The organism is Paenibacillus wenxiniae (assembly GCF_039822605.1).
GTDB lineage: Bacteria > Bacillota > Bacilli > Paenibacillales > Paenibacillaceae > Saccharibacillus > Saccharibacillus wenxiniae.
This window is the reverse complement of the sequence record NZ_JBCGUH010000002.1, coordinates 739,161-758,625: the sequence shown is the minus strand read 5'-3', so window position 1 is coordinate 758,625 and position 19,465 is coordinate 739,161. Positions and strand designations below refer to the sequence as shown.

Sequence of the window (19,465 nt, the reverse complement as noted above, 5' to 3'; positions counted from 1 at the left end):
AATATTGTCGGTTTCATATGAGAGTAGCTTATCAAGTTTTGCGGATTGTATGTGATATTTGATACAATCTTCAAACAAAAAACAAAGCTTTAAGGCGATTTAGTGAAAAAATGCACAATAGCTCGTTAGGGTTATTGCACATTTTGGTCGAGCGTGCTGAGTAAGTAGGTTAGATCGATACAAAATATCGTTTTTGCAACATAGACATTGATTTATGATACGATCGAACATCTATACGATCTAAAAGTTTTAAGGTGGGTGGACGTCCATATCGGATCAGCGTACATTGTAATTCGGTTATAGTAATTTGTATTATAGAATTAGAGAGGGCATGAATACTTTAATGTTCAAGCGAAAATTCAATCTATTAGAGAACAAAAGGTGAATTCAAATATGGGATATTATTTTAATGGCATTTTGACTTCGATCGAAGCGTGGACAGCCTATAAGGAGAAGTATAATCATCTGTGTGCGATAGAGCTGTATCAACAGATCATCGCCATACCGATTAGTGATGATCTCTATAATGAAATTAATGATGAAACTAATAATGGACAACTGACCAGCGCACCTAATTATGATAGTTTGACCGATGCCATCAAGCAATTGTGTTCGGAGTTCTCCAGAATTGCTAGAACGGCTTATATTGAGGCTGAATACTTTGGAGGCGTGGGCACACAGAATGGAATCGTATGGGATGCAGCCGATGTTATTTTTGAAGAAACGTTGAGTGAGCATGCTGTCAATAAGGCGCTGCAACAACTGGGCGTAATAAGAACAGAGGAGCAGGATGAATTTGATACGGTACAGCTGGGAAGACACCGCTCGATTGAGCGCTGGTTGAAGGAAGAACAACATTTGTAAATAATGCTCCAGGTACTCTTTTCAATGAGTTTCGGTTGTACACATCAAGTATGAGCCTGGATTCGGAGTATACCTGGTGATGGGATTACTTCTATTTACAGAAACCGAAACCTTATCTTACCTCCTTTAGTTACATATTTGACAGGTAACTAGGTATCAAATGCTGCGAATAGATCATTTATATGTGGATAGAAGTATATATAGGTATAGTAAAAAGTAGAAAGATCAACATGGGAGGTACAACACATATCGTTTCTGTGGGCGGAATTGTTGAAGATGGCAACGGGAACATTTTATTGGTCAAGTCTTATGATGATGACTGGGTGTATCCGGGTGGCATTACCCAAATTGGAGAAAACCTGCTTGAATAAGGTCATCACATCAACTTATGCTTTAAGGGTGCGATCCGTTTTGAATTTATTTATAATAGCTAAAGCTCTTTCCTTTGTGGAAAAGAGCTTTAGCTTCGTTCAGAGCATGCAAAAATGCTACATTGCCACTAAACTGTGTCAGGTCATAGCATTAGCATGTTCAACATGCTAATACATCAACTTCCCAATCATCGACCTATCAAACTCAAACTCCCAATCATCAATCGCCGCCACCGCCGCCACAGGAGCTGCAAGACGAGGAACTACAAGAAGAAGAGCTACTGCACGATGAACTACTACAGGAATGACCATGACCCCCCCCATGATGGTTGCTATCATTGTTGCTACTGTAATTGTCACTGCTGCTTGAACCTGTACCACATGAACTACTTGTACCGCCAGCAGGACGTTCCTCCCGTATTTCAGACGGTAGAAAGGGATCGACACAAGTAGAAAAGTCCGCTGGTGGCAAATAAGAGTAATACACACATGCTGCTCCGGCCGCACTAAGTCCGAATACAGAACTATTGTATGGATCGCTGGCAGCAGCATAAGTCGACGTGGATTGCTCCGGTCGTTCTCCGCGTAAAGCCGCCTGACTCTGAACCGTAAAACGACGGTGCAGGTGTAAGATCACTTCGCGCGCGTCTGGGCTATGCTCAAACATCGAGCTGTTAAATAGTGACTGCTGCGGCTCATACTCACTGAATGCCAGTAACTCGTTCAGCGTCGAAGAAGAAAGTGGCTGACGGAAAAATGTTCCCCATAGATTCGTATTGGCACGCTCCAGTGGAAATAGCTCTCCATACACCCAATCAAACAAGGCACGCTGTTCGGGTTGCGATACCGTACCGCCATGTGGAGAATGATGCAACATATACCCGTAGAATCGAGTACAAAGCTGTTCATACTCTCTGGTAAACATCAGCATTTCATGCCATACATCATCGACCCGTGAACTGAACATCGGCATCTCACGAAATAGCGCGCAGATTAACATATAGCGTTTCATCTCATGCCAGCGCCATTCAAACTCCTGATACGGCATATTGGGATGCTCACTCTGGATACGTTGCCATAGCTGTGCTTCATAATGCTGGGGAATAGAGGCTTCGAGCTTGTTCGCGAGTGCTTCCGCAGGATGTCCAGCCGGTACAAGTGCTCCTGGTGGATCTACTTTATTAAAAAAGCGTTCATTTTCCCGTATACGTCGTAATGTCTGACGTTCTGGTGTATTGGATCGGCGAGCAATCACAATAGCAACAATGATCAGAGCAACAATGATAATAATCGTCTTCATCATATATAGCCTCCTGTTGTCATAATAGATAAAGGATCGGATATAGGATGGAAATTTGAAACCTATAGATTTGAAGCCTATAAATCCGTACCAATTTACCGATTATACAAGTTCCATCCGTTGCTGGAATTCGGTACGAATACGCTGTAATAGAGCTGAATCGGTCATCACATCATATGCCGTCTCCGCCAGTACGGTAGCGGTGAATACCATCGCTTCAAGTGCCTGCGGCTCTTGCGCACGATCGCGGAAGCCGATACTGTGCAGCTCATGTTTTTCATCGGTCACTTTGACATATGGATGGATCGCTGGACAGCGAACGGATACATTGCCCAGATCGAGTGAGCCTGCATCTTTACCGGATTGAATCTCTTCGCGTTTCACCCCATTGGCAATCAAGTTGTCGCTAAAAATTTCAGATAACGTGTGATTGGTAATTAACTCATCATAGGAATATTCGTAATTGGATATCTCGACCCGACAACCGGTTTGAAGTGCGGCACCTTCGGCAATTCGTTTCACACGTTCCACAAGTTCATTCGTGTACGCACGGCTGGCAGAACGGATATAGAATTGGGCAGAAGCATAGTCTGGAATAATATTGGCGGCTACACCGCCCTGATTAATAATACCGTGGATACGCGTATCGCTTCGTGTCTGCTGACGCATCGCATTGATGCCATTGAATAGCTGTAGTATGCCATCCAGCGCATTAATGCCATGCTGCGGACTGGCAGCTGCATGGGCAGATTTACCGAAAAATTCAAATTGCAGCGCATCCATCGCTAACGAGATGCCTGATTGTTCATATGCATAATAGGGATGAGCCATCATAGCAAAGTCGCAATCATCGAATAAGCCTGCTTGCGCCATCGGTACCTTTGCACCGCGTGTTTCTTCCGCTGGTGTACCGTATACACGAATCGTACCGCCAATGTCGTCGATGACGGATTGGAGTCCAATCGCCGCGCCAGCGCTCATCATACAAATGAGATGATGACCGCATGCATGTCCGATTTCCGGTAGGGCATCATATTCACACATCAGGCCAACCGTTGCACCGGGTTTGGCAGCGCTGTACGTTGCGATAAATGCTGTTTCGATCCCAAGTACAGATGATTGCACTTCAAAGCCATGAGCGGTAAGCAATTGCTTTAAACGTGCAGAAGCTTTATATTCCTCGTTACCAAGCTCAGGATTTTGTCCGATATATAACGAGACGGATTTGAATTCCTCAGCATGTTGCTGGATGGCTTGTTTAATCTGTTGCTTGAGCAGGGTGTTATTCATGGTAGTATTCTCCTTTAAGACAGTTATGTAGAAACTTCATTTACGTTTTCTGCTATCAGTATAGCATGCGAACTCCAGCAAGTCGTGAGGAAAGAGCTGAAACAGTTATCATGCTTACTTTGACACTTCATTCACATTTTTGTATATAAAACCATTGAATAATCATACAAATTCATTTATAATAACCCGGTTGACTATGAGTCACATGGAAAAAGTTGTAACTATTATATGGATGTAAAGGAGATAGAAGGTTGAAAGTACTAAAGCCGTGGCTAGGATGCCTGATGAGCATTCTGATGCTATTTTTATTGATTGTACCAACGATGGCCGCTGCTGCTGAAGGCTCCGGTAAAACGATTGTTGTCGGGCTGAGCGCAGACTTTGCGCCGTATGAGTTTCATAAAAACATCGATGGACAGGATCAGATTGTAGGTTCGGATGTAGAGCTTGCCAAACGAATTGCCGCTGATATGGGCGCGCAATTGCAAATTCAGGATATTCCATTCGATAGTTTGCTGCCTGCACTGAGCAGTGGACGGATCGATATGATTATTTCCGGTATGACACCAACCGAAGATCGTCGTAAAAATGTGGACTTCTCGGATTCGTATTATGTATCCCGTCAGGTCATTATGACTCGTGCGGAAGACAAAGATAAATATGCAACATTTGATAGCTTGAAAGGCGCTGCAATCGGTGTCCAAAAAGGCTCCATTCAAGAAGGTATTGCTAAAGATATCGAAGGTGCGAAGCTTACTTCAGTAGACAAAATCTCTGATGTAGTGCTGCAACTACAATCCAAGCGTGTCGATGTCGCCGTTATGGAAGGTCCGGTTGCCGAAGGTCAGGTAGCGAATCATAGCGATTTGGCAATTAGCGCCGCGCAAATTCCAGATAGTGATACCGAGATGGCCATTGCGGTAAAAAAGGGCAATACAGAATTGCTCGCTCAAATTAATGGCACACTGGCTGAATTGAAAAAAACCGATGCGGTAGCGAAGTTTGTACAGGAAGCAACCGCACTGAATTCGGATGAAAAAGCTGCACCAGACAATATTTTTAGTATTTTCTGGGATTACCGTCATTATTATGCGACAGGCGTACAATATACATTGTTGCTGTCTGCGCTGGGCGTTTTGTTCGGTTTTGTAATTGGTCTGGTCGTTGCATTGTTACGCTTGTCCAAACTGAACGTGCTGCGCTGGATCGCGATGACGTATATTGAAATTTTGCGCGGTACACCAATGCTTGTACAATTGCTCATTATTCATTACGGGATTGCGCAGACGTTTAATATTGAATTTAGCGTATTGCAATCCGGTATTATTACACTCTCGATTAACAGCTCTGCCTATCTGGCAGAAATTTTCCGTGCCGGTATTCAAGGTGTGGATCGTGGACAGACAGAAGCAGCACGTTCACTCGGGATGTCGTATGGGATGACATTACGCCATATCATCATTCCGCAGGCGATTAAAAGTGTACTGCCAGCGATCGGTAATGAATTTGTCGTTATTATTAAAGAATCATCGATCGTTTCCTTTATCGGGGTTGCTGATCTGATGTTCCAGGCACAGGCAGTACGTAGTATTACGTATTCCGCGCTATATCCGCTGCTGATTGCGGCAGCGATCTATTTTGTAATGACATTTGTATTGTCCAAACTGCTCGGTATGGTGGAAAGGAGATGGAGTGTAAGTGATAAACGTTAAAGATCTGAAAAAGTCATTTGGCAAAAATGAAGTGCTGACTGGCATCGATATCGAGATCGCGCAAGGCGAGGTTGTCGTTGTGATCGGCCCAAGTGGCTCCGGTAAAAGTACATTCCTGCGCTGTCTCAATCTGCTGGAGCAGCCAACCGACGGTGAGATTTATTTTGAGGACGAGTTAATTACAGCTCGTAAGTATGATATCGATCGTGCACGTCGTAAAATGGGCATGGTGTTTCAACACTTCAACCTGTTCCCACACAAAACGGTGCTGCAAAATCTGACCATCGCTCCAATTAAGGTCAAAAAGACCGATAAAGCGGCAGCCGAAAAGATTGCACTCGATCTGCTGCAAACGGTCGGTCTGGCTGATAAAAAGGATGCTTATCCGAACCAGTTATCCGGTGGACAAAAGCAGCGGATTGCGATCGCGCGTGCACTGGCGATGCAGCCGCATGTGATGCTGTTCGATGAGCCAACCTCGGCGCTTGACCCGGAAATGGTCGGCGAAGTGCTTGAAGTGATGAAAAAGCTCGCTCAACAGGGTATGACGATGGTTATCGTAACGCATGAAATGGGCTTTGCGCGTGAAGTGGGCGATCGGATTATCTTTATGGACGGTGGACGTATTGTTGAACAGGGGACGCCGGAGCAAGTGTTTGGCGCACCCACGAATGTACGCACACAGGATTTCCTCAGTAAAGTGCTGTAATCATTTGCTGTAATTATTATAGAAGTAGACTGATTATAGATGGTAAAAGAAGAGTGGATCGAAGATCATGCAAATGGTTGATCTTCTCTTCTACAAAATAAATAGTAGACAACGTATACGTGAGTGTACAGATAGTAGTCTGTACATGAACAATATAAAGCACATCATTTTGCAGGCTGTAGCCTATGCAGAATGATGTGCTTTTTTGTTTATCTATATCCTACTTATATTGTAAAATAGCATGTTATGTTTGAAAGTAGCATGCTCGAAGATAAGGACTTAACGAGTGAAAAGATAAGGTCATTCCTTTCATTTATCTCAACTCAATAAGCCTGGCATGATTAAAAATAAATATAAATAACATTGACAAGTTGATAAGCGTAACATAATGGTCGAAGAAGTAAGAAGTAAGAAGTAAGAAGTAAGAAGTAAGAAGTAAGAAGTAAGAAGTAAGAAGTAAGAAGTAAGAAGTAAGAAGTAAGAAGTAAGAAGTAAGAAGTAAGAAAGGGGATGTATAGCTACGTTGTTATTTTTCGTAATATAATATATAATCATTACCGATGTAAAACGTTATATATTGATTTCATTGGAGGGACGTATTGTGGCGAAGCTATTTACACCATATCAATTGAAAAATTTGAACTTGAAAAATCGTATCGTTATGCCGCCTATGTGCCAGTATGCTGTACAAACTGGAGACGGCATGCCGGGCGAATGGCATAACGTTCACTATATTAGTCGTGCTGTTGGTGGAACAGGGCTGATCATCGCAGAGATGACGGCTGTACATCCAGACGGACGTATTACGAATGAAGATACAGGTATCTGGGATGATCGTTTTATTCCAGCATGGCGTCATATTGTCGATGGCGTGCATAGTTATGGCACTGCGATCGGCATCCAACTTGGACATGCAGGACGTAAGGCGGAAGATGCGAATCCTCCAGTCGCTCCATCCGCGGTTCGTTACGATGGAGACGGCTATAAGGAGCCACATGCACTGACTACAGCTGAAGTCGAAGAGTTGATTCATGCGTATGGTGAGGCAGCACGGCGCGCGGTAGAAGCAGGTTTTGACACTGTAGAGATTCATGGTGCACATGGATACTTGATTCATCAGTTCCACTCTCCGCTCGTGAATCAACGCGAAGATGAATATGGTCAAGATTTGCCATTATTCGGTGAGCGTGTCGTGCAAGCAGTACGTGCAGCTGTTCCAGCAGACATGGCTGTTATTATGCGTGTGTCCGCACGGGAGTATGTCGAAGGTGGCTACGAGGTCGAAGATATTGTAGAAACTTGCCGTCGCTATCGTGATGCAGGTGTCGATCTGCTGCATGTATCTTCCGGTGGTGAAGGCCCAGCTCGTAAAGGTGCGATGCAAGTAGGTCCAGCTTATCAGGCAGACATGGCATCGAAGCTAAGAGAAACGCTGCAAATGCCTGTCATTGCTGTTGGTATGCTGGATGAGTTTGACGATGCAGAACGTGTACTGGAAGACGATCAGGCGGATCTGGTTGCGGTCGGTCGCGCGATGCTTCGTGATCCATACTGGGCGATTCATGCTGCCAAAGCACTCGGTGCTGAAGCGGATGTACCCGAGCCTTACTTGCGCGGCTATCATAAATAATGTGCGTTGAAGGATAAGAAGTACTGAAGTATTGAAGGATAGGAAGTACAGGAAGTACAGGAAGTACAGAAGCAACACAATAAAGTACAATGAAGAAGAGCAGCAGGGGAGAATTGTTACCAGGCTGCTCTTTTGCATGCAGATCTACTTACATAACGATATGAAATAAAATGTTACAGTGCAGAAGAAATTGGTTAAAAGAGAAGATGCGTACTGTAGTCCAAACCAAAATATGTATTGTAATCTTCATATAAGCATATTTAGTATTTGCGTTAAAGCAAGAGAGGCGCTTAAAATACTTGAAGAACGAAAGAACGAAAGAACGAAAGAACGAAAGAACGAAAGAACGAAAGAACGAAAGAACGAAAGAACAGAAACACTTGAGCAATAGGGTAGCAAATGATCATACATATATTTGAATCGAGCATATAGATTACCAATATCCGTCGTTTATAAAAGTCGTTATCCTATAAATTCGTAGGATAACGACTTTTTTGCTATATCGATAACATGCTCAAAAACAACTTTTTTGAAATATGTTTAAACCCGCTGATCCAGCATAACTGCGCGCTTTTTAAGGCGAATTTACATCCTGTGGTTAAGAAATCGAAATCTTTTTTTAATGAAAGTGATCCAAAAATAAACCGTCCGCGTTGATAGAGATAGGAACAGTCAACACAAATCATTTTTTAAAAGGAGCTAATCACATGAAAATGAAAAAAATCATTGCACCTGTATTGAGCTTATCTTTGATGGTACCAGCAGCTGGAGCTTTTGCAGCAGATATGAATTCTACAACGACTGCGGCACCAACAGTAAGCACAAAGGCAGCGGATTTACGTGCTGGACTGGACTATCTTTTATCCGAGCACTTTAAGCTGGCGGTTGAAGCGATGACCAAAGCTTACTCTGGTGCACCGGATGCAGCAGAAGCATATAAAGCACTGGATCAAAATGCAATCGATATGGGACCTGCTATCGAATCGATCTACGGCAAACAAGCGGCTACCGAGTTCGAACGTATCTTCCGTGCACACAACCAATACACAGATGAACTTGTAAAAGCGACTAAAATGAACAACCAAGCAGCTGTCAAACAAGCTGAAGCGAAAGTACAAGGTTTCGTCGATGAATTCGCCGCTTTCCTGGCAAAAGCAACAGGCAACAAATTGCCAGAAGCAGCCGCGGAAAAAGCACTGCGTTTACATGAAGATGAAGTACAAGATGTATTTGAAAAATATATCGCTGGCGATTATGCTGGCGCAGCAAAAGAATATCGTGAAGGTTTGAATACGATGTTTACCGTAAGTAAAGCGCTCTCCGGCGCGATCGTTGCACAAAATCCTTCTAAATTTGATAACGGTACAGTAGATACACCGGCAGCAGACTTACGTTCTGCACTGAACCATCTGGCAGCTGAGCATTTTGCACTGTCTGTCATGCAAATGCAGCAGCAATATGATGGTAAAACACAAGCGTCTGATGCATGGATCAATGCCGAAGCAGGCAACACAGCTGACTTTAAAGCAGCAATTGCTTCGATCTATGGTCAAGCAGGCGCGAACCAGTTTGAACAAATCTGGGTAACCAACCACATTAAAGCACAAAGCGATTATGTGGATGCACTGAAAAAAGGCGATCAATCTGCTCTGACTGCTGTGAAAAACCGTATCGAGCAGTTCACGAAAGAATTCGCAACATTCCTAGGTACAGCAACAGCGAACAACCTGCCAGCATCTGCTGCTGAGCAAGCGCTTATGACTCACGAAGGTCAAGTACAAGCCGTCATTAACGACTATGCAGCGAAAAACTATGCAGCAGCTTACACAGCTGACCGTGAAGGTTACAAAACAATGTTCGGTATCGGTGAAGCGCTGGGCGGAGCTATCGTAAAGCAATATCCTGACAAATTCAAAATGGCTACCGCTACGCCAGCACCACAACCAACAACACCAGCAAAACAGCCAACAACATCTACACCAGCACCATCCAAACCAATGAATGATAATATGATGATGGTATGGATGAAGCTGAACAGCAAAACGCTGAAAATTGATGGTAAAACAACGATGATGGATACGATGCCAATGGTCGTTGGTAAAACAACGTATATCCCACTGCGTTATCTGGGTGAAGGTATCGGCGCGAAAGTAGCATGGAACAAAGCATCTAACGAAGTTACTGTTATGGCTGGTTCCGATACAATGAAATTCTGGATCGGCAAAGACACTGTAGTTGTAAATGGCAAAAACATGAAACTGTCCGCAAAAGCAATGATCAACAAAGATGGCAGAACGGTCGTACCTCTGCGCTCGATCACTGAACTGCTGGGCTGGGATGTAAAATGGAATACAGCTGACGGTTCCATCACACTGACCAAATCGATGTAAGTCTAGCTTTAGCGATCGCATAAATTAAAGTAAAACGACTAACGTTTAACCAATCAATCGAATTCTGGCCGTCCAGTTTGATTCTGCAACTCCATTCCCCAAGATCGATTGCAGATTGTACGATGCATGATCTCTGCCTGCTCCATGTCCAGAGCAGGCAGTGAGTAACGACCATCCAACTATCCAAATATATGGCTTTCCCATGAAGCCAACCATTAGGGAAACGGTCCCCCAGCCGTTTCCCTTTTTTTGTGTATAGAGTTGGCAAAATGGATATTGGTACCGATTTCGATATATGATAAAGAAGAAAGGAGGTAAGTGTTATGATCGTACAATCTATTCTCATACGCTGGACAAAAGAAACGCGTGGTGAACCCTATGCATCGCTGCGCAGCCGGCATCCTACTTGTTTTCCATTATCGACTAACATTATACCTATACCGCCGCGTGAAAATAGTGTGATTAATGAGCCAGGTAAGCCGTTTTTATGGCATCAACTGTCATTTGAGCAAACAAAGCAGGGCATCGAATGGCTACAGGAGCAGTACAAATGGCTACCTGTATCGGGAAATCATATAGAGATGAAAGGCGAACTGCCTGGAATGAGGTGGAGGCGAATCGAAAATAAGTTGCTTGTGCATGCGCGGTATGATCGCTCATTTGGCAAACCAGTACGAACGAATGGTCAAAGTGAGTTGCTGGATGAGCAGGCTTTTGAACTATTGCCACTTCAGTATGGGCAGATCATCATCAATGGACGGCATACGATGGAAGATGGCAGCGTCTATGAGCAACGGATCATGAACATATGGAATGTGACAGACGACAGCGCAGATTATAGTGGAATGAATAGGAATACTTTAAAACAGATTCCAGATTTTCAATATAAGCAGCTAGCTGCATTATGGTAAGCATGACATCCATATACGCAACTAGCTGCAATTATAGTAAACATGAGACTTATATGTACATAAGTGAACTTTATACATCCAGAGTCAAGTATCAAAGGATTATATTACGCGACAGATTAGCAAAAATGATTTAGAAAAAGCGATTAGTACAAACCATATAAGAGAGGGAGGCTATGCAGCATAATGCAAAAAAGTAAGTAGAATAAAGCAAAAAAGCAAACAAAAGATAAACTAAACTGAAAATAAGAGCTTTATTTTTCGCATACACGAAAAAAGTGCTGATTTACATCGTTATATATAGACTAAAGTCCTAATATCGCTTAAAATGAATGTAACCAGAATTAAATAGATAAGATATTGGGTAAATGTATAGTACTTTGAATACTATTTATGGTACGAGCGATGTTTTGCTGTGGTATCTATGTTCTGATGAAGATGCTCAATCCAAAAATTATTTTAAAAATTAATCCAAAACAATTTTGCGCAGTAAAATCAGTTACCTCTTAAGCTTGTTTTACTTAGGATATTTTGATTAGGTTATTTTGATTAGGTTATTTGTAGTCCTTGTTGGATTTAGAAAAGTTAGAAAAGCCTGTTGTACTCGTTCTATTCGGAAAAATCTCCGTAGGACATAATCAGTTTTTTTCCTGTTTGTACGACTAGCGGACCGAATGTAGATTGGTGGACATGTACGTAGTATACTAGCTTACATGGAACCTTATGTATATTTGTCCGTATTACCTCTATAAGTAAGCAATACTGCTTTTACATCTATCCGTAGGTTGCTTTATGTTTTGCATCTTATTATTCAAGTGGAGGGAACAAATCTATGTCTATTTTCAAACGTTTGCGTGATCTTACTCTGTCCAATGTCTACGCTCTGATCGAAAAGGCAGAGGACCCAATTAAAATGACGGATCAGTACATCCGCGATATGGCGGCTGATCTGGAAGATGCAGAAAAAGCAGTAGCATCGCAAATTGCGATTGAGAAGCGCTTTAAGCAGCTGTATGAAGAGCAAGATGCATTGGTGAAAAAGCGTGAAGAACAGGCGCATATCGCTGCACAGGCACAAAATATCGATCTGGCTCGCCGCGCATTGGAAGAAAAGAAAAATGCAGAAGCGAAACGCGATGAATACAAAGCAAACTTTGATCAAAACAAAGCCGCAGCGGATAATCTTCGTTCCAAACTGGACGAGATGCGCAAGCAGCTCAATGAACTGAAAAATAAACGTGAAACACTGGTCGCACGTTATAACGCGGCTAAAGCGCAAACCGAGATCAACAAAGCGATGAACGGTTTCAGCGCAGATTCCGCAACAGCCGGTATGAAGCGTATGGAAGACAAAATGCTGCAAATGGAAGCTCATGCTGAAGCAAGCAATGAGATGAATACAAACGGCAAGTCGCTGGACGATGAAATTCAAGCGCTTGGCACAAACAAAGAAGTAGAAGACGAGCTATCCGCACTAATGAAACAATATGAGAAGAAATCCTAACGATACGACAGGTAAACGTACCGATGATGTGATAGGATTTTACACATACCGAATGGGAATACCCGTGTAACATAACGGACGAAGGAAGCGGAATGAGCATGTCATGAGCATTAGCAGTCACGCGCATTCGGTTCTTCCTTCGTCTTTTTGTGGCTTTTGCCATACAACATAATGCATTTGATGAATGATGTGGAGGCTGAGACGGATGAGCTGGGATATTTTGCTGCAAATTTTAGTCTGGACTGGTGTGGGTGCTGTGCTGTTAGCGGTGCTCATGTATCTGGATTCGTTGTTTACAAAGTATAAAGATATCGCTGAGATTAAGGCAGGCAATACAGCGGTAGCGATTCGATTAGTGATGAAGCTATTTGCACAAGGATATATTTTATCGGTATCGATCAATACGTCATGGAGCTTATGGGAGGCGGTACTCGTATCGATCGTCGCCTTTGTCATCTTGCTTATTTTGGAACAGGTTGCACGTCTGCTATTCAAAGGGATTGCTGGACTTGATCTGGATGAAGGCACACGCCAGGGACTGATCGGTCATGGTATGCTGGGCGGCGGTTTGCAATTGGTCGGTGCATTTATTATTTCGGCATCGTTGTAAATAAACAGACATAGAAACAGATGAAGTGAAAGGAAGACTTGCTATGGGATTATGGAAACGGATTACGAATTTGATGTCCAAGCCGGAACCACCGAAGCCGGAGAAAAGTCCGCTTGATCTGCAAGTAGGTGATATTTGCGAAGTATCGCTCGTGACGTATGAAATTGTAGGTACAGCGCGCAATCGTGCACGCAATACGGTGATGCTTACATTGCAGGATGGAGCAAGCATTAGCTATCTGCATGTAGAGATGCAGGAAAAGCTACGGTATGCGCTGTATCAGCCGATTGATGGCGGTCTGGACAATCCGAATGAAGTACCGACTCATATCGAGATGGACGGTACCGATTATTATTTGGATGAGCAATATAGCGGCACGGTTTTATCGACGGGACGTACACCGGTATTACCGGGTGCTGCGAATGGCGAGCAGTATGTATGGCAGCATCAGTCAGATGATCGTAAACTGCTGCGCATTGAATGGCAGGGTGGACGCTTTACACTATATGAAGGCGAATGGGTACTGAACGCAGATGTACGCGTGATTCGTGCCAGTTAGGAGCGATGGCGGATGAAAGAGCGGATGTCCAGATGGACAAAGATTATACTGGCACTCAGTCTGGTCGTTTCCTTGTTGTCTGGCTGCGGCTTTGGCAGCAACAAAATTACGTATCCGCTGGAATCGGTCAGTCGTAATGGCAATTCCACTTCGTATGTATATCGTGCGGCAAATCAGACGGTTCCGGCTGTTGCGGAGCAATTAGCCGATCAGCGCAGACCAGAGCAAACATCGGTGCAAGATCCTGATCGTATGTTTCTCGTGTATAATGATGAACTGATTCAGGTGCAGCGCGATCCTGCGAAGCCTCAGGATGCACTGATTGAAGTCGATTCGCAACAATATGTACGGCAAAATTATAGCTCTAGCTTTTTGCAAGGATATTTGACCGCTTCGATTTTACAAAGTTTGTTCGGATCAGGCGGAAGTTATGGTGGATATGGTAGCTACGGCGGAGGTACATATCGCGGTTATGCATCGCAAAATACGTATCCACCCAAAACACAATATAATAAGCCGTCAGCGCAGGATATGAAGCAGGCACCGCCTTTAACGGTCGATAAGTCTGGTTCGATTTTCAAACGTGGTAGCTCTTCTTCATCGAAGCGTTCTGGCTACGGCAGTGACGTGTCCAATCGCGGCTCGCCATCCAGCGGCTCGATTAATCGTGGAGGAAGTTCATCCAACAACTCCGGCGGTTTCTTTTCACCCGGCAACAGTGCACCCAAGTCCAGCTTCGGTTCCGGTAAAATCCGCAAGCGTGGGCGACGATGATATTTGTGATCATGGCTGTAATGATATGAAGGCTGACCATGATGAGAAGGTTAACTATGATAGGAAGATGGATGGCAGATAAAAGCTGGCAGCTGCGGTACAGGTATGACCAGGCTGCGATCTGAATGTGCTGGAGTTTCAATATGGATGGGATGGCGCTTTGAATAAGTCTGGTAGTCAGACACGTTCTGAGTGATTGCTTTACGAATTAACATATAAGCAAAATTAGTACCCAATAGCAGGTTAGTACGAAATGTTAGTACGAAATAGTAGTTAACAGTCATAGTCTCTCTGATCTGGCAAACGAACTTGCGTTTGCACAGATGAGGGAGACTTTTTTATTTAGATTTTAGAATAGTCGTGCTTCCAATAGGATAGTATAAGCAAACGAATATGTAGGAAGGCAGGTGTGCCAGCGTATAAGTGTGTATATGCTATACAAATCGTATCTGTATACTTCGTATGATTTCTCCAACCGGAATCCAGTGCAGTTATGATATCAAAATTGAAATGAATTCCCTTTCCACACTTTCGATATACGCAAGTGTACGAAGTCTCTTCCATCTCTTTTATGTACAGCGTTAACGTCTATATAAATCGTACTAGGGTGTATCCGCAAACTATGTTTGCTGGAGTAGATCAGACTTTCAATTCAAGCTGGTTAACGCACCGGAATGGTTGCTTGCTAATCACTGTTTGGATGTAGAAGGCGTTTATGCTAAGGTGTACATGTATGCGTTTTCTATTACGAATAGCGTGGAGGGATTGCACATGTCAGCAGGGCAAGGACGCTCCCATTTACCAGAAGTGCTTCGTCTGGATGGGACATGGCGGATACAACATTATCATCCGGGGGAAGTGAATCCGCTTGAAGTAGCAGCCGCGGGATTGGATGATCGGTACTGGATTACGGCTGAGGTGCCAGGAGATGTGCATGAAGCGCTAATTACACATCGTCTCATTCCTGACCCATATTATGGACATCAGGATCAGCTATGCCGCTGGGTAGAGCAGGAGGAATGGTGGTATCGCACAACGTTTGATTATGAGCTGACCGATGATCGGTATGAACGCCATGAACTGGTGCTGCACGGACTGGATACGTTTGCAACTGTATATATCAATGGGCATGAATTGGCACGTACTGCAAATATGCATCGTCAATATGTGCTTGAGGTGACACGTCTATTACGCAATGGCTGGAATAGTATTGCCATTCGTTTTGATCCGTTATCTATGCACCACCAAAATAAAGAAAAGTTTGATTGGTCCTCTTATACGAAAGAACGTCCGTGGCTCCGTAAGGCGGCTATGAATTTTGGCTGGGATTGGGGACCGAGGTTGATTACGGTTGGGATCTGGGAAAGTGTAGAGATTCGTCGCCGCCGTGTGGCGCAGCTAAGTGATATATATGCGTATACCGATGCGGCAAATGCAGAGCAGGCGATGCTGCATGTCAACGTAGCTTGCCAGCGTGTAGCGCCGCTTCGCTACACGGATTTTAATACGTATCGCTCTGCATCACGCGATGCGTCAGCCACTCATTCATTAGCGGATGTGCCCGGTGCGCTTTCAGCAGAAACACCAGCTTTATCGGCGAGCGGTACGCATGATCCGAATCAAACACGCCGTCATTCTATGCCGTTAGAAATCGCTGTGGTGTTATATGATCGGCAAGGACAAGAAGTAGCCAGTCAGCGTACAACGATTACACAATCCGCTTTACTACATGGGCTTGGTGGAACGCTTGCTGATCACGTACATATTGAATTACCGATTATGAAGCCACAGCTGTGGTGGACACATGATCTGGGTGAGCCTTATTTGTATACACTGGTTGTAACGCTCTATGCTGGCGATGACATTGTCGATCGCTCGGAGCAGTCGGTCGGATTGCGAACGATCGAGTTGCAGCAGCAAAATGAACAGGGGGAAAGAAGCTTTGTTTTTGTGCTGAATGGGGTTCGTTTGTATGCTCGTGGCGCGAACTGGATTCCTGCTGATAATCGCATCGGCGCGATTCCGAATGAACGTTATCGGGAGCTGATTGAATTGTCTGCTGAAGCACATATGAATATGCTGCGTGTGTGGGCAGGTGGCATTTATGAAAAAGATTTATTTTATGAGCTATGTGATGAGCTGGGTATTCTCGTCTGGCAGGATTTTGCATTTGCGAATGCGCTATTTCCTGATTTTAATCATGATTATATGAGCAATGTGCGTCATGAAATAGAAGATCAAGTGCGTCGACTGCGTAATCATGCGTCCCTTGCGCTCTGGTGCGGCAACAATGAGATTGATTGGCTGTATGATATGAAAACAGCATCAGGGGATATCCGCAGTCCATTTTATGGAGAAGTGATCTATCATGAGCTGATTCCAGATGTGTTAGAGCAGCTTGATTCGCAGCGTCCGTACTGGCCGTCTTCACCTTATGGAGGCAATGACGCCAATGATCCAGATGTTGGAGATCGCCATAACTGGCAAGTCTGGCACGGTTCCGTATATCCGCGCAATTATGGTGATGCGCCGTTGCTTGATTACAGTATAGAGGGCGTTAGTTTCCAGCATTACAAGTCGGATCTGGCGCTGTTTAGCAGTGAATTTGGTATGCATGCAGCGGCGAATTACCATACATTATCCAAATACATTCCAGCGGAGTCCTTTTACTGGGGCAGTCCGGAAATGGCGTATCGCAATAAAGATACAAATCATCGTAAAGGTATTTTACTGATGGAAGGATATACAGGGATTCCGCAAAATGTAGACCAGTATATCAACTATTCGATGTTAACGCAGGCAGAGGGTTTAAAATACGGCATTGAGCACTATCGTCGCCATAAGCATCGTAATGGCGGTAGTCTGATCTGGCAGTTAAATGATAGTTGGCCGGGTACAAGCTGGTCGATGATCGATTATGAGCTTTTGCCCAAAGCAGCGTATTTCTACGCGCGTCGTTTCTATCATCCATTATTGTTATGTGCCGATCATGATCCGGGTCAGCCGTTCCATGTATGGATGGTGAACGATCGGTTAGAGGAGCTGCATACGGAGATCCATGTAGAAGTCATCGACTGGCAAGGTAGCGTAATTAGCAGTCATCAGATAGGAATAGAAATGGGAGCCAATCAAGCAGGCCTGGTTGCAACATGGAGTGAAGCAGAGCTGCTACAGGGCAAAGCCGAGCCGAATCAAGTTGTTGTCGTGCTAAGCTGCGATCACGCAGACATTCAGCGTAATCTGTATTATTTACGTTCGCCTTTGGAGCTTCAACTGCCGGTAGCGACGTGGACGAGCACCGTGGATGAACAGCAGCAGACGGTGACGATCGTCAATGGCGATGTGCTGGCACGTATGGTGCGTATAGATATCGCTCAAGGGCGGTTGCGAATGGATGATAATTATTTTGATCTATTGCCTGGTGAGCAGCGGACGATTCATATTCGTCATGCTGGAGGCGAGGCGGTTCGCTGGGATACGTTGCGTATGGGTGCGTTGAACGATAGTAGTGGGGATGAACAGCAATCGGTATAGCAATAAATAAAATGCAGCAGGAGGTTGATTAGCAAATGGCTGCTGTTATGCAAGTACAACCTGGCCATTCCGTAGGCGATATCCATATTGGCATGTTGCGAAAGGATGCAGAGCGCTATCTTTCACATGCCGTGTATCGCTTTCAAGTAGAGTACGAACAAGATAAGGTGAGCTTTGTCGAAATCAATGCTGAAGCAGGATTGAGCTGTAAATATGAAGATATCGATGTATTTCAAATAAAAGCGGCGCAACTGGTAGAACAATTGGATGTCATCTCGCCCTATGATCGTTTACAGTCAGATGGGTGTATGTATCGTTTTCCTCAATTGGGTCTGGTGCTGTGGAGAGATTTGAATTTGACAGAAGAGGACATGGAGCAGCCGTGGTTTCAGGAAATGCCTGTAGAAAATCAAGAGGATACAATGAGATCACTTTATTTTGCTACAGCAGGCGTTTTTGCACCTGAAAATAGGTAGGGGTACACAGTGAATGGTGTATGATGCTGTGCAATAAGAATTGGAAATCACAACATTTACCTTATTGGAAAGGAATAAGGGGAGGGGCTTAAGTCTCACATAGGAATCTACGGAGTAGCATCATCATGTAGATTCCTGTGCTTGGAGGCAGCGAGTTATTTGTTTTACAAAATTGCGTCTTATTAAACTTCATGTTGGGAGAATGCTAACACTGGAAAAGGGAAGATATTGTGCTCTACAAAAATCACTTTTTACTAAACCTCGGTTAGGAGATCGCTAACAATAGAAAAGATATTTTGCTGTTGTAAACATTACTTTTCATCGAACTTCTTGTTAGAAAACGACTAACCTGATAAATGGTTCGTTCCCCTATTTGCTTGCCTGCGTGTTATGAAATTTATATTCAGCGGGGGTTACTTACATATTTTATTCAAAAAGAAGTTAGAGTTATGATTGCAGGCTGTTTTTTGAATGCTGAATTTGAACGCTGAAATAGCTGGGATTTTTTAATACGAAGTGGCAATAAAGATATCCGATAATTTCATGTAGTTTAAAATCTAACTTATAATTTCATTATATGAAAAATTCATAATAAAAAAATAGCACTCGCTTCCTACCTATCTGCAATTGATTGAGAATAGTCCATCGATCCAACTATACCCCGTAGTAACGTAAAACCACCAAAACCACCAAAACCACCAAAACCACCAAAACCACCAAAACCACCAAAACCACCAAAACCACCAAAACCACCAAAACCACCAAAACCACCAAAACCACCAAAACCACCATTCCCCTTAACCCCAACGTTCTAGCGTCCACTCCAAAAGCAAA

General features: G+C 43.8%; 16 protein-coding genes. 13 read left to right on the top strand and 3 right to left on the bottom strand.

Annotated elements, in window-relative coordinates; all coding sequences use genetic code 11:
* Positions 1-393 precede the first annotated feature (393 nt).
* Positions 394-864, top strand: a complete 471-nt coding sequence (locus AAHF22_RS06100; protein ID WP_347324067.1) for a hypothetical protein — start codon at positions 394-396, stop codon at positions 862-864.
* Between the two features lie 230 nt (positions 865-1,094).
* Positions 1,095-1,235, top strand: a complete 141-nt coding sequence (locus AAHF22_RS06095; protein ID WP_347324066.1) for an NUDIX hydrolase — start codon at positions 1,095-1,097, stop codon at positions 1,233-1,235.
* A 220-nt stretch (positions 1,236-1,455) separates the two neighbouring features.
* Here AAHF22_RS06095 and AAHF22_RS06090 read toward each other — a convergent pair whose 3' ends face one another.
* Positions 1,456-2,535, bottom strand: a complete 1,080-nt coding sequence (locus AAHF22_RS06090; RefSeq protein WP_347324065.1) for a UCP032817 domain-containing protein — start codon at positions 2,533-2,535, stop codon at positions 1,456-1,458.
* A gap of 102 nt (positions 2,536-2,637) precedes the next feature.
* Positions 2,638-3,825, bottom strand: a complete 1,188-nt coding sequence (locus AAHF22_RS06085) for a M20 family metallopeptidase (protein WP_347324064.1) — start codon at positions 3,823-3,825, stop codon at positions 2,638-2,640.
* Positions 3,826-4,076: 251 nt separating this feature from the next.
* Here AAHF22_RS06085 and AAHF22_RS06080 point away from each other — a divergent pair, with 251 nt between their 5' ends.
* The 11 genes from AAHF22_RS06080 (at position 4,077) to AAHF22_RS06030 (ending at position 18,631) form a co-directional block, all read left to right on the top strand.
* A complete protein-coding gene (locus AAHF22_RS06080; protein ID WP_371834021.1) occupies positions 4,077-5,537 on the top strand; it encodes an ABC transporter substrate-binding protein/permease in 1,461 nt (486 codons plus the stop codon).
* Positions 5,524-6,246 carry an amino acid ABC transporter ATP-binding protein gene (locus AAHF22_RS06075; protein WP_347324063.1) on the top strand — a complete coding sequence of 241 codons (723 nt, stop codon included), beginning with the start codon at positions 5,524-5,526 and terminating at the stop codon, positions 6,244-6,246. Before AAHF22_RS06080 ends, AAHF22_RS06075 begins: the two co-directional genes overlap by 14 nt.
* 601 nt (positions 6,247-6,847) lie before the next feature.
* Positions 6,848-7,876 (top strand): NADH:flavin oxidoreductase/NADH oxidase, encoded by a 1,029-nt coding sequence (locus tag AAHF22_RS06070; RefSeq protein WP_347324062.1) that lies wholly within the window; start codon positions 6,848-6,850, stop codon positions 7,874-7,876.
* Between the two features lie 707 nt (positions 7,877-8,583).
* Positions 8,584-10,266: a stalk domain-containing protein gene (locus AAHF22_RS06065; RefSeq protein WP_347324061.1), complete on the top strand. Its 1,683-nt coding sequence runs from the start codon at positions 8,584-8,586 to the stop codon at positions 10,264-10,266.
* A gap of 323 nt (positions 10,267-10,589) precedes the next feature.
* Positions 10,590-11,177 carry a hypothetical protein gene (locus tag AAHF22_RS06060; protein ID WP_347324060.1) on the top strand — a complete coding sequence of 196 codons (588 nt, stop codon included), beginning with the start codon at positions 10,590-10,592 and terminating at the stop codon, positions 11,175-11,177.
* An 829-nt stretch (positions 11,178-12,006) separates the two neighbouring features.
* Positions 12,007-12,678 carry a PspA/IM30 family protein gene (locus AAHF22_RS06055; RefSeq protein WP_347324059.1) on the top strand — a complete coding sequence of 224 codons (672 nt, stop codon included), beginning with the start codon at positions 12,007-12,009 and terminating at the stop codon, positions 12,676-12,678.
* A 205-nt stretch (positions 12,679-12,883) separates the two neighbouring features.
* Positions 12,884-13,288 carry a DUF350 domain-containing protein gene (locus AAHF22_RS06050; protein WP_347324058.1) on the top strand — a complete coding sequence of 135 codons (405 nt, stop codon included), beginning with the start codon at positions 12,884-12,886 and terminating at the stop codon, positions 13,286-13,288.
* 43 nt (positions 13,289-13,331) lie between these two features.
* Entirely contained in the window at positions 13,332-13,847 is a 516-nt protein-coding gene (locus tag AAHF22_RS06045) for a DUF4178 domain-containing protein (protein ID WP_347324057.1), read from the top strand.
* Positions 13,848-13,859: 12 nt separating this feature from the next.
* Positions 13,860-14,621, top strand: a complete 762-nt coding sequence (locus tag AAHF22_RS06040; RefSeq protein ID WP_347324056.1) for a DUF4247 domain-containing protein — start codon at positions 13,860-13,862, stop codon at positions 14,619-14,621.
* A 771-nt stretch (positions 14,622-15,392) separates the two neighbouring features.
* Complete coding sequence (locus tag AAHF22_RS06035) at positions 15,393-18,155, top strand: beta-mannosidase (protein WP_347324055.1); 2,763 nt, start codon at positions 15,393-15,395, stop codon at positions 18,153-18,155.
* Between the two features lie 35 nt (positions 18,156-18,190).
* Positions 18,191-18,631 carry a hypothetical protein gene (locus AAHF22_RS06030; protein ID WP_347324054.1) on the top strand — a complete coding sequence of 147 codons (441 nt, stop codon included), beginning with the start codon at positions 18,191-18,193 and terminating at the stop codon, positions 18,629-18,631.
* Between the two features lie 654 nt (positions 18,632-19,285).
* On the opposite strand, the gene AAHF22_RS06025 is transcribed toward AAHF22_RS06030, so the two are convergent.
* Entirely contained in the window at positions 19,286-19,423 is a 138-nt protein-coding gene (locus AAHF22_RS06025) for a hypothetical protein (protein ID WP_347324053.1), read from the bottom strand.
* Positions 19,424-19,465 lie beyond the last annotated feature (42 nt).

Excerpts from the sequence above, each read along its gene's own strand:
- AAHF22_RS06100 (WP_347324067.1), top strand. The coding sequence starts at position 394 with ATGGGATATTATTTTAATGGCATTTTGACTTCGATCGAAGCGTGGACA.
- AAHF22_RS06095 (WP_347324066.1), top strand. The coding sequence starts at position 1,095 with ATGGGAGGTACAACACATATCGTTTCTGTGGGCGGAATTGTTGAAGAT.
- AAHF22_RS06090 (WP_347324065.1), bottom strand. The coding sequence starts at position 2,535 with ATGAAGACGATTATTATCATTGTTGCTCTGATCATTGTTGCTATTGTG.
- AAHF22_RS06085 (WP_347324064.1), bottom strand. The coding sequence starts at position 3,825 with ATGAATAACACCCTGCTCAAGCAACAGATTAAACAAGCCATCCAGCAA.
- AAHF22_RS06065 (WP_347324061.1), top strand. The coding sequence starts at position 8,584 with ATGAAAATGAAAAAAATCATTGCACCTGTATTGAGCTTATCTTTGATG.
- AAHF22_RS06060 (WP_347324060.1), top strand. The coding sequence starts at position 10,590 with ATGATCGTACAATCTATTCTCATACGCTGGACAAAAGAAACGCGTGGT.
- AAHF22_RS06055 (WP_347324059.1), top strand. The coding sequence starts at position 12,007 with ATGTCTATTTTCAAACGTTTGCGTGATCTTACTCTGTCCAATGTCTAC.
- AAHF22_RS06050 (WP_347324058.1), top strand. The coding sequence starts at position 12,884 with ATGAGCTGGGATATTTTGCTGCAAATTTTAGTCTGGACTGGTGTGGGT.
- AAHF22_RS06045 (WP_347324057.1), top strand. The coding sequence starts at position 13,332 with ATGGGATTATGGAAACGGATTACGAATTTGATGTCCAAGCCGGAACCA.
- AAHF22_RS06040 (WP_347324056.1), top strand. The coding sequence starts at position 13,860 with ATGAAAGAGCGGATGTCCAGATGGACAAAGATTATACTGGCACTCAGT.
- AAHF22_RS06035 (WP_347324055.1), top strand. The coding sequence starts at position 15,393 with ATGTCAGCAGGGCAAGGACGCTCCCATTTACCAGAAGTGCTTCGTCTG.
- AAHF22_RS06030 (WP_347324054.1), top strand. The coding sequence starts at position 18,191 with ATGGCTGCTGTTATGCAAGTACAACCTGGCCATTCCGTAGGCGATATC.
- AAHF22_RS06025 (WP_347324053.1), bottom strand. The coding sequence starts at position 19,423 with ATGGTGGTTTTGGTGGTTTTGGTGGTTTTGGTGGTTTTGGTGGTTTTG.